The sequence below is a fragment of the Amycolatopsis umgeniensis genome, assembly GCF_014205155.1.
GTDB classification, from domain to species: domain Bacteria; phylum Actinomycetota; class Actinomycetes; order Mycobacteriales; family Pseudonocardiaceae; genus Amycolatopsis; species Amycolatopsis umgeniensis.
On the sequence record NZ_JACHMX010000001.1, the window covers coordinates 5,645,092 to 5,664,976 of the forward strand.

Below are 19,885 nucleotides of genomic sequence, written 5' to 3' on the forward strand. Positions count from 1 at the left end.
GGATCACGCCTGGATATGACGTGTCGTGGGCGGCCGATGGGGTATTGGCTACAGTTTCGGCGACGGGCACGTGAGCGAAAAGGCAAAGACGGGGACATGACGGCGAGCGCACTCAGCGAAGCTTCCGAAAAAGACGTGCCCGACCCGGCGGAGACGCCGGCCCGTCGTGGCCCGGCCGCCCGGATCGCCCCGTACCTGGCGGTGCTCGCCGGTGTCGCGGCGCTGGCCTGGCACGCCACCCTCTACGGCCACTGGATCGTCGACGACGCGGCCATCACGTTCTCCTACGCGCGCAGCTTCGCCGACGGGATCGGCCCGGTGCTGCAGCCGGGGCAGCCGTCGGTCGAGGGCTGGTCGAACTCGACCTGGCTGGTGCTGCTGGCACTCGGCAAGGTTGTCGGCCTCTTCGACAGCGGCACGCTGTTCGGCCTCCCCGATTACGTCCTGTTCCCGAAGCTGCTGGGGCTCCTGTTCACCGCCGGAACGCTGGCGGCCTGCCACATCGCGGCGAAGCAGATTTTCAAGCGCTTCGCCTGGCTGGCGACGCTGGTCGTCGGGCTGACGCTGGCCGCGATCCCGTCGTTCGTCATCTGGACGATCTCCGGTCTCGAGAACTCCCTGTTCGGGATGGCCGTCGCCTGGCTCGCCGTGCTGCTGTTCGTGGCCGTGCGCAAGGACACCGTGCTCACCGCCAAGGTCGCCATCTGGTCCGGGGTGCTGGTCGCGTTCGCCGCGCTGACCCGTCCCGAAGGCCTGATCTACGGCGGCGCGTACCCGCTCGTCGTCCTGTTCCAGCTGCGGAAGCCGCTGCTCGGGCAGAGCGTCAAACTCGTCGTGGTGTCGGTGGTCGCGTTCGCGATCCCGTTCGGGGCGTACCTCGCCTGGCGGATCGCGGAGTTCGGCAGGCTGCTGGCGAACCCGTCCATCGCGAAGGGGCAGGGCCTGCCCGGGCTTTCGGCGCTGAAGCAGCCTTTCGAACTGGTCGGCTACGCCGGTGTCGCCGGGACGATCCTGCTGGCGCTGACCATCGGTTACGCGCTGGTCCGCGCGGAGTGGCGGCGCGCGCTGATCGCGCTGATGACGCCGCTGGCGCTGGGCATCGTCGCCTACGGCGTGATGGTCCCGGACTGGATGGGCCAGCACCGCTTCGCCACCCCGATCTGGATCCTCGCCGTGCTGGCGGGAACGCTGGCCGCGGGCGAACTGCTGCGCCGGTCGCGCGCGGTGCTGCGGACCGTCGTGGTGCTCGTACTGGTCGCGGCCGCGATCCCGTCCGGGATGGGTTTCGCGTCTTCCTCGGAGAAGTTCCAAGAGGTCCCGACCGTCCCCGCGTGTCTCATCGCCGACCGTTTCGGCCGCGGTTTCAACACCATCGCCGACATCCTCGGCCTGCAGCAGGCGTCGCTGCTGCTGCCCGACCTCGGCGGCTCGTCGATGACCAGCCGCCTGCACCTGGTCGACATGGCCGGGCTGGTCGAGGCGGACGTCGCGGACTTCGTCAAGAAGGGCGACATGCCCGGGCTGCGCGACTACGTGTTCGACAAGGTCAAGCCGACCTTCATCCACTCGTGGGGACCGTGGGCCGCGGGCAACGGCATCACCGTCGACCCGAGGATCGATCGCGACTACGAGCCGATCTTCGTGTACCCGGGCAGTGGGCCGCGCAACGGTGACTTCGTGCGCAAGGACGCCGTCTCCAGCCCTGAGAAGCTGAAGGCCGCCCAGGAGTACGCCGCGAAGACCCTGCCGGACGTCGAGAAGGCGCGCTTCGGCGGCCCGCTGAAGGACTGCGGCCCGACCATGCACCCCGGCCAGACGGTGTACCTGCCCTAACCCCCCTCGCGTTTAGTCCTCTGGATGCGGTACTTGCACGCGCAACGATCGCATCCAGAGGACTAAACGCGTAGGGGGAGGTCAGGAGGCGGAGGTGACCAGGGGTTCGGGGGTGGCGGCGCCTCGCTCCAGGTCCGCCTCCTTCGCCCGGATCACCGGCAGCACGTGCTTCCCGAAGTGCTCGACGTCCTCCAGGTAGTGCAGGAAACCGAGCAGCAGCAGGTTCGCCCCGCGCTTCTTGTACTCGATGGCCCGATCCGCGATCTGCTCCGGCGTGCCGATCAGCCCGGTGCGGAAGCCGTCGTTGTACTGCACCAGATCCTTGAACTCCGAGTCGGCCCACATCCCCTTCTTGTCCGAAGTGGAGCCTCCCGCCTGCTTGACGGCGTTGCGGAAACCCTCGACGGCGTCGCTGTTCGCCTTCTCGACGATCTCGCGCAGCACGGCCTTCGCCTCGCTTTCGGTCTCCCGCGCGATCAGGAAACCGTTGAGCCCGAAGCGGACGGCGTGATCGTTCTCGGCCGCGTAGCCGCGGACCTCCTCGACCTGCTCGCTGAACCCGTCGAAGTCCTTGCCGTTGCTGAAGTACCAGTCGGAGACGCGGCCCGCGAGCTTCCGCGCGGCGGTGGAGTTGCCGCCCTGGAAGATCTCCGGATGCGGCCGTCCCACCGGTTTGGGCTTGATGTCGAAATCGTGAATCCGGTAGAAATCGCCGTTGAATTCGGCGTGGTCGTTCGTCCAGAGTTCCTTCAGTACGCGAATGAACTCCTCCGAACGACGGTATCGCTCGTCGTGTTCGAGCCACGCTTCACCCAGATTGGTGAATTCGTCCTTGAACCAGCCGCTGACCACGTTGACCGCCGCGCGCCCGCCGGAGATCACGTCCGCGCTGGCGATGAACTTCGCGAGCACCCCGGGGTGCCACAGTCCGGGATGGATCGCCGCGATCACCTTCAGCCGTTGCGTCGCGAGCAGCAGCGCGAGGCTGAATCCGGTCGATTCGTGCTGGTAGGCGGCACCGTAGCTGGCCGTGTAGCGGACCTGGCTCAGCGCGTACTCGAACCCGCTGTTCTCCGCGAGGACGGCGAGATCCCGGTTGTACTCGTATCCCCAGTCGGTGCGCTGCTCGATGTCGCTGGTGACCAGCCCGCCGCTCACATTGGGGACCCAATAGGCGAATTTGAGTGGTTCGGATTCGATTCCCGGCATGTCGCGGAGTGAACCCGCCGCCCCCGGAAACCGTCAATCACCGTCCACGCGCTGGGAACGTCCGAGCGCGGTACTCAATTCGGTCCGTCCGGTGATCCCGAGTTTGCGGTAGGCCCCGGACAAATGGAGTTCGACGGTGCGGCGGGTCAGGTGCAGCGCCTCGGCGATCTCCCGGTTGGTGAGACCCTGTGACGCCATCACCGCGACGCGGTACTCCTGTTTGGTGAGGCCGTGTTCGTTCTCCTTGGCCGTCGCCATACTCGCCCGCGCGTCCCGCAGCGCCTCGGCGGCGCGCCTCGCGAGCGGCCGCGCCCCGCAGTGCCTGCTCGACTGCGCGGCCTCCCGCAGCGTGACGATCGCCTTCTCGCCCTGTCCGTGCCGGGCCTGCAACGCGCCGAGTTCGGTCAGTGCTTCGGCCAGCGCCAGTTTCGCCGTCGACCCGCCGAGGATGTCGACGGCCTTGGTGAGCAGGCGCTCGGCTTCCTCGTCGTCGCGCGTGAGGCCCGCCGTGGTCAGCGCGCCGCCGAGGATTCTCGGTGCTCCCCAGCGTTCCGCGGCTTCGAGATCCTCTTCGGCGAGCCGGGCCGCCGCGTCGGTGCGTCCGAGCGCGAGCGCGGTGCGAGCGGCGTGCGCCCGCCAGGGGGCGAATCCGGGGAAGCGCATGCCGTGGTGTTCGAGACGGCGGCCGCAGCCGCGCAGGTCTTCGTAGCCGAGTTCGGGCTCGCCGGTGGCCGTCCGGAGCCTGCCGCGGGCGTACAGCAGGTAGTTGTGCGTGAAAAGTGCTTGTGTGGCCCCGAAATCGATTTTGTCCAGCAGCGCGTTCGCGACGTCGTAGCGCCCGAGGTCGACCGAGGTCTCGATCAGCCTCGCCGCGCACAGCACCGCTATCGGACAGTGGCTGGTGACGCCGCGTTCGTCGAACTGCCGCACCAGGGATTCGTAGTGGACGCTCGCCCTCACCAGGTCGCCGCCCGCTTGCAGGGCGATGCCGCGGGCGAGGGTGGCGAGCGCGCCCTTCGGCACGTGGAAGTCCCACGGCAGGCGTTTGGTGTCGAGCACCTGGCAGAGCTTGTCGGTGAGCGCGGACTCGTCGGCGAGCACCGCTGTCGCGAGGGTGAAGAAGTAGGGCTGCTCGAACAGCTCCGGCTGTTCGCCCGACAACGCCTCGCCGAAATGGCGGACGGCGTTCGCCGACGACTTTCCACTCCGGACGGTATCGAGCGCCAGCAGACCCGAGCGGCTCTGCTGCGCGGCGGGGTCGTTCAGCGGCGCCCATTGCTGCTCGAAATCGCGGAAGTCCGGCGGCGGGCCGAGTCTGCTGCCCGCTTCGGCGAGATACGTCATGCACAGCAACGGCCAGACGGCGTCGGGCCCGCCGGCGTCGAGCCGGGCGGCGAACTGGCCCGCCGAGTTGATCGCCAGCCGCGCGTCCGGCCCGCAGCACAGCGAAAGGATCATGGCCGTCGCGACGAAGGCCGCGGTTTCGCGGTCGTCGATGTGGTCGACGGCCTCGCGCACCCTGGCGGGCGCCGAATCCGGGTCGCAGTGGAACTCCGCGTGCGCGAGCTGGAGCAGGATCGCCATCCGCTTGCGTTCGCTGAGCCGTTCTTCCAGCGCCCGCACCAGAAAACGGACGGCAAGGTCCGGATCGCCGTTGACCACCGAATGCCGGGCGGCCAGTCGCAGCACGTCGACCGCCCAGGGGATCCTGATCGCCGTCGCCTCCAAGAGGTGCGCGCCGACCCGCTCCGGCGCGGCGCCCGCGTCGTGCAGGAGCCGCGCCGCCCGTGACTGGGTGACCGCCCTGGTGGTGAGCGGCATGTCGGCGAGCACCGAATTGCGGACGAACGGGTACGTCAGCGCCGGCTGATGGCTGTTGGTCAGCAGATGCACGCGCACCATCGTGTCGATGGCCTCCAGCGCGGTGATCTCGTCGACCCCCGCGAGCTGCGCCAGCAGGTCGAAACTCGCGTCCTCGCCGAGGATCGCGACGGCTTCGAGCATCTTCGGCGCGGCGGTGTACTCGTGCATGCGGACCCGCAGCACTTCGCCGATCATCGCCGACCCCGCGGTGTCCAGATCCATCCCGGGGACGAGCCGGCGGCGCAGCGCGGTGAGCAGGTACGGGTTGCCGCCGGTCACCTCACTGCATTCTTCGGCGAACCGTCCGAGGGAGACACCGAGGAACTCGGCGACATGCCGCGTTCCCAGCCCGCGCAGCCTGATCGTCGCCGGAGTGCAGCCGGACATCTCGAGCAGGGCGACCTCACCGGTCTGCAGATGCCCGATCAGCGACGTCAGCACGACCATCACCGGCAGGTTCTCCACCCGGTGCCGGATGTAGGCGAGACAGCGCATCGACCACGGGTCGGCGAGATGGATGTTGTCGATGCCGAGGAAGACCGGCCCCTGCTCGGCGGCGTGGCGGACGGTGTGGAAGAAGGCGTCGAGCGCTTCCGTCTGTTCCTGTTCGTTCCGGGGGTGGCGGTCCGGCAGGATTTCACTCACGTGGGGTGCCCGCGGCCGCGGCGAGCCGGGTTCGGTGGGGGCGTGGGTGAGCCCTTCGATCAGCTGACGGCCGACACCGCCGCTCAGATGCGTTTCCAGCCGGGACGCGGTGGCGATCGCGACGGCGAACCCGGCCGCCTTCGCCAGTTCCCCGCTCCGGGTGAGCACCGACGACTTGCCCATGCCGAACTCGCCGACCACCACCGCACTGGTGGCGCGCCCCTGGAGGGCGGCCTGGAACAGCCCGGTGATCGCTTCGAGGTCGCTTTCGCGACCCAGCAGTCCGGCGGCGCGGCGCTTCGGTACCGAAGGCCCGCCGAAGGGACTCTCGGGATTTACTTCGGTATGCACCGTAGAGACCTTCGTGTCGGCTTGCGGCAGACTACTTGAACGTAAGCGGAAGTGGGAGTAATCGCTGGTCGTCGAGGGGAGCAGGGGTCGAGATGTCCGCATCCGACGACATCCGCCGGAACCGGCGGGAGGACCGTGACGACATCAAGGCCGCGACGACGCACGCCACGAAGACCACGACGAGGTTGGCCGTGATCGTCGAAGGCCGCCCACAACGCCGCGCGGCACCGGGGGACAGGTAGCGCAGATCGGCCTTCGCCAGCGCGCCCTCCACCGACGCGAATTCCGCGACCTGGCGGCCGCAGCGCCGGCAGCCCGCCAAATGCTTCTCGAAGGCGTATGCCTCGGCTTGATCCAGCACACCGAGCACATAGGCCGCGACATCGGTGTGTTTCACCTTTCGCTTCCTCATCGCGAACCCAGCTCTCCTAACGACCGTCGCAATGTCCTCATAGCCGCGTACAGCCGTGATTTGACCGTTCCCTCCGGGATTCCCAATATCACCGCCGCCTCCCGGACCGTATGCCCGGTCAGATACGTCTCGTAGATGACAGCCTGATATTTGCTGTCCAGATATCGTAGCGCTTCGGAAATGACGAGTGCGGACAGTGACTGATCGGTCTGGTCCGCTATTTCGGCGTTTTCGGAACTGTCCAGCTCCACCTCCTGTGGCCGGGCTCGCCGGTTTCGCCAGCCGTCGATCACGATCCGCCTCGCGACCGTGAGCAGCCAGCCGCGCAGCATTCCCGGCTCGCGGTTCAACGTGTCGGAATGTTGCCAGGCGCGAATCAGTGTCTCTTGGACGACGTCCTCGGTCCATTGTTGATCATGGCCGGTCAGGTACATCACCTGCCCGAACAGAGGTTCCCGGAAATCCTTGTACAGCAACGAAATCAGCTCGTCAGGCAGCTCTTTCGGCTGCTGCTCGCCACCGAAACGGCATTCTCTGCCCACTGCTTCCATAAGGTTCGCGACCTCCCCGACGGTGGAGGATTTCACAGGTTCGTACACCGTAGCGCAGACTATCGCCGTGAGCCATGTGCAGTAGTGCTCTATTTACCATTAGTGACCCGGTACGTATCCCGGGGATAAACGGTTCTAAATATGTCGTGTGATTCACGTCACACTGACGTGGGTGGACGGAGATCGAACCGGCCGCTCCGTTTCGCCGTACTTCCAGTGAGGCACTTTGCGGACGGGGACGGGTGAAATGATCTATCGACTGCTCGGAGTGGTGATCGCCTTCTTGGTGATATGGGCGGGAACACCCGCCGTCGCCTTCGCTGAAATCGATTCCCATGATCGGGAGCTGCTCGTGCGGGTGCGTCAGGCCGGATTGTGGGAAGGCCCCGTCAGCCGTCAGGCGGAACAGCGCGGGAGCGCGCAGCGGGTGCGGGAAGTCGGGCGAAAACTCGCCGACGATCACGACCGCCTGGACGCCCAGGTCCGCGACCTCGCCTCCAGGGTCCGCGTCGGACTTCCCGGCGCACCCACCGAAGAACAACGGTCCTGGGTGGACGAGATCACCGGTGCCGTCGGCGCCGACTTCGACCGCGCCTACGTCAACCGCGCCCGCGCCGCGCACGGCAGCATCTTCGGGCTCGCTTCCCAAGTCCGGGCCGCCACCCGTGACGACGCGATGCGCTCCTTCGCCCAGACGGCCGTCGACACCGTCATGCGGCACATGACCCTGCTCGAAAGCACCGGTATCGCCGAAACGACCTCGTTGATGGTCGTTTCCACCGGCGGCAACGAACTCGGCGGCGGAGACATCGCGCTCGGCGTCCTCATGGTGGGGATCGCCGGGGGAGCGACCTTCGGTCTGGTGCGAGCCCTCGGCTCACCGGGCAGGCGCGCATGACGGCCTCGCTCCTCGCGGTCATCCCGGCCCCGTCGCCGCACGACAGCGGAGTGCGGGACATCGCGACGCTTTCGGCCCGCTTCGCCTACGTGACGATGTGCCTGACGCTGGCTTGGGGCGTGCTGAGCGCCACCGGCTGGATCAGGCGGGTCACCGGGCACGAGGCGTTGCGCGGCGGCCACGTCGTGCTCGCCGCGTTCACCCTCGCCACCGGTGTCGTCCACGGCCTGTCCTATCTCTTCCTCGACGACGGCTCGTTCGGCTTCGTCGCACTGCTGATCCCGTTCGCGGGCGGCGGATTCGCGCGGCACGCGGCGGGTGTGGTCGGGCTGGAACTGTTCATCGCCGTCTCGGTCACCGCCGCGTTGCGCCGCGGTGTGGTCAACCGCAGCTGGCAGCGGTTCCATCAGGCCGGCTACCTCTCGGTCGGCCTGCTGGTGATCCACTCCTGGCTCGGCGCGGCCGCGAACGGGAATCTCGCGACGGTCTGGCTCGGCGGGATCACCGTGCTCACCCCGGCCGTCGTGCTCACCGTGCTCCGGGTGCTCCCGCCGCGGGCGCTGGTCCGCCTCGGCCTGCTCGACGGCGACACCGGCCGCGCCGCGCCTGTCCGGATCTCCGTCGACGACAAGAAATGCCACCGCTACGCCATCTGCCAGGCCGAAGCGCCGCAGGTCTTCCAGTTACAGGGTGACGGCCAGCTGCGCTATCTCCGAAAACCCGGCGCCAAACAGGTGCCGCTGGTCCAGGCCGCGGCCCGAGCTTGTCCGATGCGAGCCATCCAACTGCAAGGGGCGGGACAATGAGCGAACGGATCGTCGTGGTCGGCGGCGGGCTGGCCGGTCTGCGGTGTGCGGAACGGCTGCGGGAACTGCGGTTCGACGGCGAACTGGTGATCGTCGGCAACGAACCGGACCTGCCGTATCACCGGCCGGCGCTGTCCAAGCAACTGCTGACCGGCACCACGGATCCGGCGGAGATGATGCTCGCCCGGCTCGACGAGATCGACGCCGAATGGCGCTTCAACACCCCGGCCACGCACCTGCAGCCGGGCCGCCAGGTCGTCCACCTGCCCGGGGCGGAGGAACTGCGCTACGACGGGCTCGTCATCGCCAGCGGCGTCGAACCGCGGCGGCTTTCCGGTGTCCCGCACGGACATCCGCGCGTGGTCGTGGTCCGGACCCTGGCCGACGCCGCCGAACTGCGCGACAATCTCGCCGCCGACCACGGTCCGGTCGCGGTGCTGGGCAGCGGTTTCATCGGCTGCGAGGTCGCCGCGAGCCTGCGCGAGACCGGCCGGGAGGTCACCATCATCGGCCGGTCGGAGACCCTGCTCGGCGAGGTCGTCGGCAAGCACATCGGACAGAAGCTTTCGGCGCTGCACCGTTCGCGCGGCGTGCGGCTCGCGCTCGGCGCGTCCATCGAAGACTGGCAGACCACGGCGAACGGCCTGCGGCTGCGGTCGTCCGACGGCTGGATCCTGGACGTCTCCTGTGTCGTCGTGGCCGTCGGGACCGTGCCGTCGATCTCGTGGCTGCGCGGGTCGAAACTGCCGCTCGACGACGGCGTCGTCTGCGCGCCGACCTGTCACGTGCTGGGGATGGGCAACATCGTCGCGGCAGGCGATGTCGCGCAATGGCCGAATCCGCGGTTCGACGAGACACCGAGACGGGTCGAGCACTGGCTCAACGCCGTCGAGATGGGCCGGGCCGCCGCGGAAAGTCTCCTTGCCGGGCCGCAGTCCGCGCGGCCGTTCGCGCCGGTGCCGCGGTTCTGGTCGGAACAGCACGGCGTGCGCATCCAGGCGGGCGGCATCCCGAAGCTGGGCACCGACACCGTCGCGCTCGCTTCACCCGTCGGTGGCGAGAAACCCGTCACCGGCTTCGTCCGCAAGGGACGCCTTGTCGGTGTCGTCGGCCTCGACAGCCCGTCCGCCGTCCTCCACTGGACCAACGAGATCGCGGAACAGAACCCCGTCAGCCCGCAAGAAACGGAGACGCCTGATGCACCGATCGCGGTTGACCATGCTCGTCGTCATCGCGGCGCTCGTCGTGGGCGCCGCGATGTGGTGGCAGGCGGCTGACTCCGGGGATCAGGTGGCGCTGACGGCGAGGGCTCCGGTCACCGAAGCCCTCCCCAGTCCGCGTGTCCCGCCGTCCGGCACCTCGCGTCCTCGAACTCCCGAGGACACGCCGCCCGGCACGCAGCTCACCGCCGTCTACATGGCGAAGATGGGGCAGGCCGTCCTCGACGAGACCGGCGCCGTCCTCTTCCGATACCAGCGCGACGACCCGCACAAGGCCCGCTCGACGTGCCTCGGGGACTGCGCCGAGGTGTGGATCCCCATCACGACCACCGGCACGCCGGTGGTGACCGGCATCGATCCCGCGATCGTCGACACCATCAAACGTCCCGAAGGAGCCAAGCAGGTCACCCTCGCCGGGTGGCCGCTCTACAAGTTCGCCAACGCCCGGCCCGGCGAATGGACCGGTCAGGGCGCCGACCACCTCTGGTTCGTGGTCAAACCCGACGGGCAGCGCAACCTGAACTGCCTGCCGGTGCCCGTGCAGTAGGATTCGCCGACGGACGAGTCGGCAGGGCGGCCGCGAGCCGGGAGACCGGTTCGAGGAAAGTCCGGACTCCACAGGGCAGGGTGGTTGTTAACGGCAACCCGGGGCGACCCGCGGGACAGTGCCACAGAGAACAGACCGCCTCCGTGCGCTTCGCGGGCGGAGGTAAGGGTGAAACGGTGGTGTAAGAGACCACCAGCGTCCTGGGTGACCAGGACGGCTAGGTAAACCCCACCCGGAGCAAGGCCAAGAGGGAGCCGCGAGGCTCCTGCGCAGACGATCGAGGGCTGCCCGCCCGAGTCTGCGGGTAGGCCGCTCGAGCCCGCCGGCGACGGCGGGCCTAGATGGATGGCCGCCACTCGCGGAGCCGCAAGGCGAAGCGAGGACAGGATCCGGCTTACACGCCGACTCGTCCGCTACTTCTTTTGTGGTCGCTCTCAGTCCGTGAAGGACCCCTTCCTGTACTTAGCGGCGGGGTAGGAGGTCCGTGAAGGCCTCCTTACCTACCTTGAGCGTAGGGAAGGAGGCCTTCACGGACCTCCGGAAGCGGTGAGCGGCCGGGTCCAGGGCCCATTCGGTCAAGGACCCGAATCACCACCCAGCCCGCCCACCTGCGGAAGCGATAGCAAAGGTCCCTTGCTCCCGATCTCGGCCCCTTCGGACGCTGCGCCCCCTGTCTACTTGCCGGTAGGGTGCCTTCCATGGGCGAAGCGAGTCGGGTCACGGGACGGTTCCGCGGGACGTTCGATGTACTGCATTCCCTTACCTACTTCGCACCCGAGACGGAAGCCGCGCTCACCGACGCGGGTCTCCGGCCGGGGCGCATGACCTACTTCGCGGGCCGCGCGGCACCCATGGGCGCGGTGGGGCCGGGCGTGGTCGCGGCCACTTTCTACAACTTCAACCCGGAGCTGGTCGCCCGCCACATCCCGCGTGCGTGGACGCTGGCCAGCCCCGACCGGATCATCGAGGCCCGGTTCGAAGCCGTCGACGCGACGCTGACCCGGCTGCTCGGCAAGGACACCCTCGACTCGAAAGAGGTCGAAGAGGCCGCCGAACTCGCCCGCGAGGCGACCGGGGGTTGCCAGGTCGACGGCCGCCCGCTCTACGCCGGGCACGCCGACCTCGACTGGCCGAGCGAGCCGCATCTCGTCCTCTGGCACGCCATCACCCTGTTGCGTGAGCACCGCGGCGACGGGCACATCGCCGCGCTCCTGGTCAACGGTCTCGACGGGCTCGACGCCCTCCTCACGCACACCGCCACCGGCAAGGGGTTCCTGGCCGCCGCGGCCAAGGCCTCCCGGGGCTGGAGCGACGAGCAGTGGGACGGCGCGGCCGCCAAACTCCGCGAGAAGGGCGTACTCGACGCCGAGGGCGGCCTGACCGAGGCCGGGAACGATCTCCGCGAGCGGATCGAAGCCGCCACCAACGCGGCATCGGCCGGCCCTTGGGAGCACCTCGGCGAGGAAAAGACCAAGCGTCTTCACGAGCTGTGCGGGCCCTTGAGCCGCCAGGCCGTCGAAGCGGGCGCTTTTCCCGCGAATGTGTTCTCGACGGGCCGATAATCACGCTATGTAGTGAAAAAGGCCGTCAGGATTTCGCTTTGGGTAACGGAAGTATGACTTTCGATTGATCGGCGTCGATGATTTTTGTCGAATGCGTGCTCACCCAGCGGACTCGCGAGAAGCCACCGAACGAGTCATGTCACACTGGTCGCGGCCGGATTCTCAGCGGTCGACCCGTACTCACAGTGAGCAAGTTCCTCGCAACCGGGGGATTTCGTCAGCGCACTGCGAAATCCGGGTGGCCGGGGTTAATCCAGACGACCCTTGCAACGATGATGGAGACCGAGGATGGTCGTGGTGCTGTGCCTCGCTCTGTGACTAGTAGACAAAACGACATCTACAGAGCGCGCTTTGACCACTACGCCTCGTGACGCCATGATGTTCGAAGCACCACCGAGCCAGAACCGCGCGAACCCCCTCTCCGCGCACCGGGAGTAATGCGATGATGACCTTGACCACCCTCGACACGCTGGCCGCCGGCGAGCTCGGCACCGGCAACGTCCGCACCTGGCTGATCGACAACATCATCCCCCTGGTGCTGCTGGCCGTCGCACTTCTTCTGCTGTGGCTGGGCGGTGGCAAGGGGGACAACGCCGGTGTCATGCGCCGTCTCGCCGGTGTCGTGATCGCGCTGGCGATCATCGGCCTCGCGGTGAGTGGTGCCGGAGTCAACGTGGGCCAGTGGATCGCCGGCCTCTTCACAGGCTGAGGGCCCGCGTTGCGTATCCGCACCGATGACGAGGTTTACCGGGTCGATGCCGTGTGGCTGGGCCCGCCGAAAGCGACTTTTCCCTGGAGAGCCCGCTACGTCGCGTGGCTCGTCGGTATCCCGGTCTTCCTGCTCGTGCTCACCGCCGAACGGTGGGCGGGCTGGAGCTTCGGGTTCTTCTCGACCGCCTGGGCTTTCGTCGCCACAATTGTGATCACGAGATTGATCACGGCCAAGATCAGCCACGAGCGCCCGCTGGGCGCCGTGGCCGCGATGGCGGCGAAAGAGCTCAACTCACCTAGAGAACGGACCACGGGCACGGGCGGCGCGGCCAGCGCATCCCGCGTCCGGGTACGGGCCACCCGCCCGCTACCGAAGCACCGCAGGAGACGGCAGTACCAGTACGACGGCTACGGCGGCGGCGCCGGAGCTCAGGGAACACCACGAGCGCGTCGGAGCCGTCCTGCGGCTCGGGCCGGGAGGTAGTCGTTGTTCGGTCGCGGCGGAAGCCGAGGAAAACGTGATCGAGACCTGCAGCAAGGGGCCTGGAACCCGCCCCAGCAGGTCCGCTCCGCGCAGCCCAAGAAGGCCGGCAAGGGAAGGCGGCTGCCCGGCGAGGCGGCGATACCGTCCTATACCCCGTCCATCGCGGCGCGAAGCATCGACGGGCACCTGTTACGCACCGGTTATGAGGTCTACGCCTGGTATCGGCTCGCGCCGCAGCGCTGGTCGTTCCGGTCGGACTCGCAGCGTCGCGACCTGATCGCGGCCATCGCCGGGCAGTACGCGGAGCTCCAGGGCCGCTGGCTGCACCTGCGGGTGACCAACCGGCCGTACCCGATCCGCATGTGGGCCGAGGCCCACGTGCACAACGCCGTCGGCCGTCCCCAGGACGTCCAGGGCGCGCTGTCCTTCGACGACTATCTCATCGGCGAGCAGCAGCAGCTGATGGGCCGTTCGATGGCCGAAAAAGAGGTCTACCTGGGTGTCCAGGTGCAGACCAGGCGGATGATCGACCGCGCTGTCGAGAGCGCGGCCCCCGTGCTGCGCAAGATCCTGCCGGAGGCCGTCGACGCCGAACTGGCCGCGCTCGACTCCGAGGTCGAGCATCTCGACCAGGTGATCGGCTCGGCCGGGCTCGAAGGCCGCCCGGTGCACGCCGAAGAGATGTCCTGGCTGATGCACCGCTCGTGCTCGCTCGGCCTGCCCGCGCCGCGCAACATGCCCGCGGTCCCGGGCGCCGCCTGGGAGCCCGAGGACCTCGCCAGTTTCACCGACGCGGCGGACTTCCACGCCGAGCCGTACGCGCCGACGGTCACCGTCCGCGGCCGCACCGGATCGAACGCCGGGGTCTCGCGGCATCTCGCGGTCCTCACCGTCGGTCAGATGCACGGCCTGCAGATCCCCGAGGTCGACGACCCGTGGATCCAGCACGCCGACAGGCTGCCCGCCGCCGTCGAGGTGTCCGCGCGGATCTACGTCCGGCGCCCCGAAGAGGTCGCCGGTGAGCTGCAACGCCAGATGAACAAGGTGCGTTCGCAGGTCAAGCACTACACCGACGAGCACGAGCTGGAGCCACCGCAGTCGCTGGCGCGCCAGGCGGGCCGGGTGCTGGAGATCGACGACGAGATGACGTCGGGCTTCACCGCGCTGGCCACCCGCGTCCGCTCGTGGTGGCGGCTGGCGGTTTCGGGGCCGACAGAGCGTGACGCGTTGCGCCTGGCCCAGCAGCTTCTCGACCTCTACAAGCCGAAGATCGCCGTCGAGCATCCCGAGGCCCAGTACGCGCTGGCCCGGGAGTTCATCCCCGGCGAGCCGCTGGCCTCGGCGGCGTACATGCGCCGCGGTTCGGTCGTGTGGGCGTCCTCGTCGGTGCCGACGGCGACGGCCGAGGTGGGCGACCGCCGCGGCATCCTGCTCGGCGAGACCGTGACCGCGACCCGGCGCCCGGTGGCGTGGGACCCGTGGATGGCGCAGGAGATCCGCGACGGCTCGGGCCTGACGGCGATGGTCGCCGGCCTCGGTGGCGGCAAGTCCTTCCTCGGCGGCGGCATCGTCTACAAGACGCTCCGCGCGGGCGCGCACTGGACGATCCTCGACCCGTCCGGCCCGCTTTCGCGGCTGTGCGACCTGCCCGAGATGCGGCCGTACGCGCGGAACATCAACCTGCTCAACGCGCAGCCCGGCATCCTCAACCCGTACCGGGTGGTCGCCGAGCCGCAGATCGAACACTTCATGGACGAGGACGACCCCGAGCGCTCGTGGCGGCGGGAGAAGGCCCTCGCGGGCGCGACGCGCCGCCGTCTCGTGCTCGACGTCCTCACCGGTGTCCTGCCGTACGAGGTCTCGCGGATGGCGCAGACCCGGATCGTGCTGCTGCGCGCCGTCCGCGCGGTCGGCGGCCGGTTCGAAGCCGACCCCGGCCAGGTCATCGACGCGCTGCGCCGGGACTCCAGCGAGCACCACGAACACGCCGTCGTCGTCGCGGACTTCCTCGACGAGATGCGCGAGCGGATGGCGCTGCTCATCCCGGAGACCGACGCGGACCCGTACGCGGAGACCCGCGACGACCGGATGACCGTGCTGACCATGGCGGGGCTGACCCTGCCCAAGGACGGTGTCCCGCGCGAGTACTGGACGGACGCGGAATCGCTCGGCGTCGAGATGCTGAACCTCGCCGCGTGGCTGACGCAGAGGTCGGTGTACGAGAAGCCGAAGGAACTGCGCAAGGGCGTCTGGATCGACGAGGCGTTCTTCCTGTCCGAGGTCCCGACGGGCCGCGTCCTGATGAACCGCTTCGCTCGTGACTCGCGTAAGTGGAACGTCCGGGTGCTGCTGTCCTCGCAGATCCCCGCGGACTTCCTGAAGATCCAGGGTTTCGTGGCGCTGCTCGACTCGGTGTTCGTCGGCCGTCTCGACGACGACGACGCCCAGGCCGACGCGCTGCGCCTGCTCAAGGTCCCGGTCGGCGTCGGCTACGAGCAGGTGGTGGCCGCGCTCGGCCGCCGTCCCGGCTCGTCCCGCGATCTCCAGCGGGACGTCGAGCCCCGCCAGTTCATCTTCGGCGACGGTGCCGGCGGCGTGGAGCGGATCCGCGTCGACTTCTCCGGACCGCATCTGGAGCATCTGCGCCGGGTCATGGACACCACGCCGGGCTCGTCCGACGCCAAGCCGTCCAGGCCGGGCAACGAACTCGCGGTCCCGGAAGAGAAGCAGTTCGTGGCGTCGCCACCGGAGGAAGACGACTTCGAGCTCGAAGAGGATCTCGAACTCGCGGCCGAACTCGAGGTCGGCCTCACCGACGAGCAGATGCTCGGCGCCCCGGACCCGCTGGCGGCCGAGACGGGCGAAGTGCAAGGCGCCGTCCAAAATGGACACATCACGAACGGGGAAAAGGGCGAGCACGCGCGCGCCGGCAAGGGTGGCACCGGCAGGGATGCCGCATGAACACGGTGATCACCCTGGCGTTCGTGCTCGCGTTCGCCGCCGGCTGGCACGCGCTGCGCCGCCGCCTCAAAGAGGGGCCGCGGCCGGGCAAGAGCAGGCCCAGCCGCCGCGCGACGATGTTCGTCGTCATGCTGATCCTGGGGCTGCAGGCCGTGGCGACCGCTCCGGCGGCGTCGGCGGCGGCCTGTGGTGAAGCGCCGAACCCGGAGCGGCCCGGCGCGGGCATGGTCGGCGCGCTCGACCCGCCCGCGACGGCTCGTGGTGAAGGCGGCAGCCCGTACAACGTCTACGGCTACGCCGGGCACGTCTGGGACACCTTCGAAACCGACTGCGGCCCGCTGGCGGGCATCACCTCGCCCAACTCGACGATCGACACCTGGGCGGGCAACCAGCTCTTCAACATCGGCAAGAACCTCGTCGGCGCCACGAACTCGCTGCACTACACCGTGCTGCAGGGAAGCCTGCTCAGCCCGCTGTACAACGCGGTCAAGGCCGGCGCCGAGAAGGTCTACAACAACATCTACGCCCAGTTGTTCGGCCTCGCCGCGCTGATCATGTCCATCATGTTGTTCCGCAACATCTGGCGTGGCGATCTCGCGGCGGTCAGCAAACGGGCGCTGTACGGGCTGGCCGCGGTCTGGCTGGCCGCGTCCTCCTTGGCGCTCTTGAGATTCCTCGATCCGATCGACAACGCGATCGTGCAGACCACGACCAACATCCAGGCCGGGTTCATCGACGAGCCCAAGACGCCACCGCCGACCCAGCCGCCGCCGCCCTCGGCACAACCGTGCCAGGCGACCCCGGAGGCGGTCGCCGCTCGCCAGCCGTGGGACCGGGTCCCGACCGAACTGCATTGCCGGGTCGTCTACGACAACTGGCTGCGCGGGGAGTTCGGCAGCCCGGACTCGCCGCAGGCGCTCCAGTACGGCCCGCTCCTGCTGGACGCGCGTGCCTTCACCTGGGGCCAGATCCAGCAGGGCGGCGACGCCGACACCGCGCTGGTGGACTCCAAGAAGGCGGCGTTCAAGGACATCTCGACCAAACTCGGCCCGGCGACGGGCTATTTCACGGGTGAGGACGGCAGCCGCGTCGGCGCCGGTTTCCTTTCCCTCGGCCAGGGAATCTTCTACTCGCTGTTCCAGTTGCTCGCGAAGGCGACGGTCCTGCTCGCGCAGGTGCTGATCAGGATCTTCGTCCTGACGGCTCCGCTGATCGGGCTGATCGCGCTGCTCCAGCCGCAGATCATGCAGCGCATCCTCAAGGTCGTCGGCGCGGTCGCCTTCAACCTCATGGTGCTTTCCGTGCTGGCAGGCGTGCACACGCTGTTGCTCGAGGCGATCTTCACCGCGGGGAACTCGCTTTCCCTGCTGACGAAGATGGCGCTCGCGGCCATCATCACCGTGTTGCTGTTCATGATCGGCCGTCCCGTACGACGACTTTGGCAGATGGTGGAGATGTCCGTCGGCATGGTCGGCGGCGCGGTGCCCTCGCCACGCGGCGGGCTCTTCTCCCGTTTCCGCAAGAAGAACAACGAAGCGACTCCGCAGGACGCCTTCTGGCAGAACGTCCGCGACACCGACGATGTCGTCGACGGCGACCTTCGCGGTCCTGTCGGTGCGACGGTCGGCGGCGGGCGCTTCCGGCCGGAGGCGACCATCTTCGCCAGCTCCCAGCGGCTCGACAACGGCTCCGGCGCGATCCGGCCCGCGGCGGCCTGGTCCGGCGCTCCCTGGCCGGGAGCCGTCGGCGGAGGTGGCGGCATGGCCGCGCTGCCCGCCGGTGGCGGCGGAGGCGTTCCGGTGTTCGGCCAGTACAACCCGGCCGCGGGCAATCCGGGCGACTCCATGTTCACCTCGGGTGGGCGGAGCCCTGTCCAGATCCCGAGCCGCCGGGTCGACACGTCGCCGGTCGCCGACCGGCGCTGGAGCGACGAACCGGAGCCGGTCGTGGTGCCGTCGCGGATGAATTCCGCCGGCGGCGGCTACGCCACTCCGGACTACTCGGGCACCGTGCCGGTGCAACCGGGGCCGTCGACGCCACGTCCTCGCCGCGTCGATCCCGAAGTCGTCGCGGGCAAGCCGGTCTTCGTGCTGTACCGGCCTTCGCGCGGGCTCGAAGTCCGCGAGGAAGTCCGCGACACAGACCACGCCGTGGGTCGGTGACCCATGCCGATCCGGACCAACCGCGGCCGTACCGCGGTCTATCGCAGACTGTGGGGCTGGCCGCTGCGCTCGCCCCGGCATCTCGTCGGCACGCTGGTCATCCTCGCGGTGGTGCTCACCGCGGTGGGCATCCTGCTGCCGAAAGCCATCGGAAAACCGGGGCAGACGGCGAACGGGCCGGGTGCTTCGGCGACAGCCACCTCACGTCCCGGCGTCGCGGCGCCGGTGACCGTGACGTCGACGCTGCCGCCGAGGCTGACCACCCAGCCGCCGCCGTCTTCCGCGCCACCTGACCAGAGCGGTGTCCGGGTCGCCAAGGAGTGGGTGACGGCATGGGCGAACCATCCCGACGGTACGACGACCGAGCAGTGGCTGAACGGCTTGCGGCCGTACACCACCGAGGAATACCTGGCCGGGGAAATGACGACGGTCGATCCCGCGAACATCACCGCCACGAAGGTGACCGGGGAGCCGCAGGTCGTGTCCTCGCTCGCCGGATCGATGGAGGTGGACGTCCCGACGGACGGCCCCAAGGTCCGGGTCACCGTCGCCAAGCTGAACTTCGGATGGCGGGTCACCAAGTTCACGCAAGCGGGCTGACCCGATGAAGATCGGGATCCTCGTCGGCGTGCTGATCGCCGCGGTCTTCGCCGCGGTGGTCACCACGAGCACCGTCTCCAAGGTGGTGACCGACCACATGGAGGCGCAGGCGGGCGGCGTCGTCAAGACCTCCTGCGACGCCTCCATCGGGCCGACCCTGCCCGGCCAGACCGATCGCGGTTCTTCGGACATCAACAAACTCGACGACGAACAGAAGGGGATCGTCGCGCTGATCATCTCGATCGGCAAGCAGCGGACCCTGTCGCCGCGCGCGTGGCAGGTGGCGATCCAGGCCGGGATGACCGAGTCCAAACTGCGGAACCTCACCTACGGCGACCGCGACTCGCTCGGCATCTTCCAGATGCGGCCGTCGATGGGCTGGGGCACCGTCGCGCAGGTCACCGATCCGCCGTACCAGGTCAACAAGTTCTTCGACGTGCTGCTCGCGGTGCCGGACTGGGAGAACATGCGTCCCGGTGACGCCGCGCAGCGGGTGGAGCGCTCCGGTTTCCCCGACCGGTATCACAGCTGGGAGCCGATGGCGGCCCTCCTCGTGCAGAACGAGGGCCAGATCGTCGACGTCGTCGGCTGCGGTACGAGCGTGGGCAGCGTGGTGCCGCCGAGCCAGGCCGCCGCGGAGGCCATCAAGTTCGCCCTCGGCGAGCAGGGCAAGCCGTACATCTGGGGCGCGACCGGGCCGAACAGTTACGACTGTTCCGGGCTGATGCTGCGGGCCTACGAGTCGGCCGGGATCATCCTCCCGCGGGTTTCGCGGGACCAGTACAAGGCGGGCGCGATGCTGCCGGTCCGCCAGGCGCAGCCCGGTGATCTGCTGTTCCTCGCCACCGTGCCGTCGAATCCGGCGACCATCCACCACGTGATGATGTACCTGGGCGAAGGCAAGATCGTCGAGGCACAGCAGACCGGGGTCCCGGTGCACATCCGCGACTTCTCCTTCGACGAGGCCGAAGTGGTCGCGCAGGCGGTCCGTCCTGGCGTTTAGCATGGTGAAAGCGTGGTATCGCGATCGCGGGACCATCCGATTCACCCGAAGTGGCGGCCTGTCCACC

Annotated in this window: 16 protein-coding genes and 1 other RNA gene; 13 read left to right on the plus strand and 4 right to left on the minus strand. The window is 68.6% G+C overall.

Annotated features, from left to right (window positions below):
* Positions 1 to 96 precede the first annotated feature (96 nt).
* Positions 97 to 1,833, plus strand: coding sequence for a hypothetical protein (locus tag HDA45_RS26900; RefSeq protein WP_184899863.1), 1,737 nt, complete (start codon positions 97 to 99; stop codon positions 1,831 to 1,833).
* A gap of 81 nt (positions 1,834 to 1,914) precedes the next feature.
* Here the strand turns inward: HDA45_RS26900 and sfnG are convergent, their stop codons facing one another.
* Genes sfnG through HDA45_RS26920 form a run of 4 tightly spaced genes read right to left on the minus strand, consistent with a single transcriptional unit; the run spans position 1,915 to position 6,864 of the window.
* The gene (gene sfnG / locus HDA45_RS26905; protein ID WP_184899865.1) at positions 1,915 to 3,042 is read right to left on the minus strand and encodes a dimethylsulfone monooxygenase SfnG; all 1,128 of its coding nucleotides are present in this window, start codon (positions 3,040 to 3,042) and stop codon (positions 1,915 to 1,917) included.
* A gap of 33 nt (positions 3,043 to 3,075) precedes the next feature.
* Positions 3,076 to 5,901 carry a BREX system ATP-binding domain-containing protein gene (locus HDA45_RS26910; RefSeq protein WP_184899867.1) on the minus strand — a complete coding sequence of 942 codons (2,826 nt, stop codon included), beginning with the start codon at positions 5,899 to 5,901 and terminating at the stop codon, positions 3,076 to 3,078.
* A 31-nt stretch (positions 5,902 to 5,932) separates the two neighbouring features.
* Entirely contained in the window at positions 5,933 to 6,298 is a 366-nt protein-coding gene (locus HDA45_RS26915; RefSeq protein WP_343072157.1) for a zf-HC2 domain-containing protein, read from the minus strand.
* An 11-nt stretch (positions 6,299 to 6,309) separates the two neighbouring features.
* A complete protein-coding gene (locus tag HDA45_RS26920) occupies positions 6,310 to 6,864 on the minus strand; it encodes a sigma-70 family RNA polymerase sigma factor (protein ID WP_184906080.1) in 555 nt (184 codons plus the stop codon).
* Between the two features lie 247 nt (positions 6,865 to 7,111).
* Here HDA45_RS26920 and HDA45_RS26925 point away from each other — a divergent pair, with 247 nt between their 5' ends.
* The 12 genes from HDA45_RS26925 (at position 7,112) to HDA45_RS26980 (ending at position 19,818) form a co-directional block, all read left to right on the plus strand.
* Positions 7,112 to 7,762 carry a DUF4142 domain-containing protein gene (locus tag HDA45_RS26925; RefSeq protein ID WP_184899871.1) on the plus strand — a complete coding sequence of 217 codons (651 nt, stop codon included), beginning with the start codon at positions 7,112 to 7,114 and terminating at the stop codon, positions 7,760 to 7,762.
* Positions 7,759 to 8,568, plus strand: a complete 810-nt coding sequence (locus HDA45_RS26930) for a 4Fe-4S domain-containing protein (protein WP_184899873.1) — start codon at positions 7,759 to 7,761, stop codon at positions 8,566 to 8,568. The genes HDA45_RS26925 and HDA45_RS26930 overlap by 4 nt, the downstream gene beginning before the upstream one ends.
* Complete coding sequence (locus HDA45_RS26935) at positions 8,565 to 9,845, plus strand: NAD(P)/FAD-dependent oxidoreductase (RefSeq protein WP_184899875.1); 1,281 nt, start codon at positions 8,565 to 8,567, stop codon at positions 9,843 to 9,845. The genes HDA45_RS26930 and HDA45_RS26935 overlap by 4 nt, the downstream gene beginning before the upstream one ends.
* Positions 9,766 to 10,335 carry a COG4315 family predicted lipoprotein gene (locus tag HDA45_RS26940; protein ID WP_246480798.1) on the plus strand — a complete coding sequence of 190 codons (570 nt, stop codon included), beginning with the start codon at positions 9,766 to 9,768 and terminating at the stop codon, positions 10,333 to 10,335. Before HDA45_RS26935 ends, HDA45_RS26940 begins: the two co-directional genes overlap by 80 nt.
* Before the next feature lie 14 nt (positions 10,336 to 10,349).
* An RNA gene (gene rnpB, locus HDA45_RS26945) (RNase P RNA component class A) lies at positions 10,350 to 10,748 on the plus strand.
* 285 nt (positions 10,749 to 11,033) lie between these two features.
* Complete coding sequence (locus tag HDA45_RS26950; protein ID WP_184899877.1) at positions 11,034 to 11,897, plus strand: SCO6745 family protein; 864 nt, start codon at positions 11,034 to 11,036, stop codon at positions 11,895 to 11,897.
* 442 nt (positions 11,898 to 12,339) lie between these two features.
* A complete protein-coding gene (locus HDA45_RS26955; RefSeq protein WP_005166545.1) occupies positions 12,340 to 12,606 on the plus strand; it encodes a hypothetical protein in 267 nt (88 codons plus the stop codon).
* Between the two features lie 9 nt (positions 12,607 to 12,615).
* On the plus strand, positions 12,616 to 13,092 hold the full coding sequence (locus HDA45_RS26960) for a hypothetical protein (protein ID WP_184899879.1): 477 nt from the start codon (positions 12,616 to 12,618) through the stop codon (positions 13,090 to 13,092).
* 3 nt (positions 13,093 to 13,095) lie between these two features.
* On the plus strand, positions 13,096 to 16,053 hold the full coding sequence (locus HDA45_RS26965) for an ATP-binding protein (protein ID WP_184899881.1): 2,958 nt from the start codon (positions 13,096 to 13,098) through the stop codon (positions 16,051 to 16,053).
* On the plus strand, positions 16,050 to 18,215 hold the full coding sequence (locus HDA45_RS26970) for a magnesium transporter (RefSeq protein ID WP_184899883.1): 2,166 nt from the start codon (positions 16,050 to 16,052) through the stop codon (positions 18,213 to 18,215). The genes HDA45_RS26965 and HDA45_RS26970 overlap by 4 nt, the downstream gene beginning before the upstream one ends.
* Positions 18,216 to 18,218: 3 nt before the next feature.
* Positions 18,219 to 18,815: a hypothetical protein gene (locus HDA45_RS26975; protein WP_184899885.1), complete on the plus strand. Its 597-nt coding sequence runs from the start codon at positions 18,219 to 18,221 to the stop codon at positions 18,813 to 18,815.
* A gap of 4 nt (positions 18,816 to 18,819) precedes the next feature.
* Positions 18,820 to 19,818, plus strand: coding sequence for a C40 family peptidase (locus HDA45_RS26980; protein ID WP_184899887.1), 999 nt, complete (start codon positions 18,820 to 18,822; stop codon positions 19,816 to 19,818).
* The last annotated feature ends 67 nt before the right edge of the window (positions 19,819 to 19,885 follow it).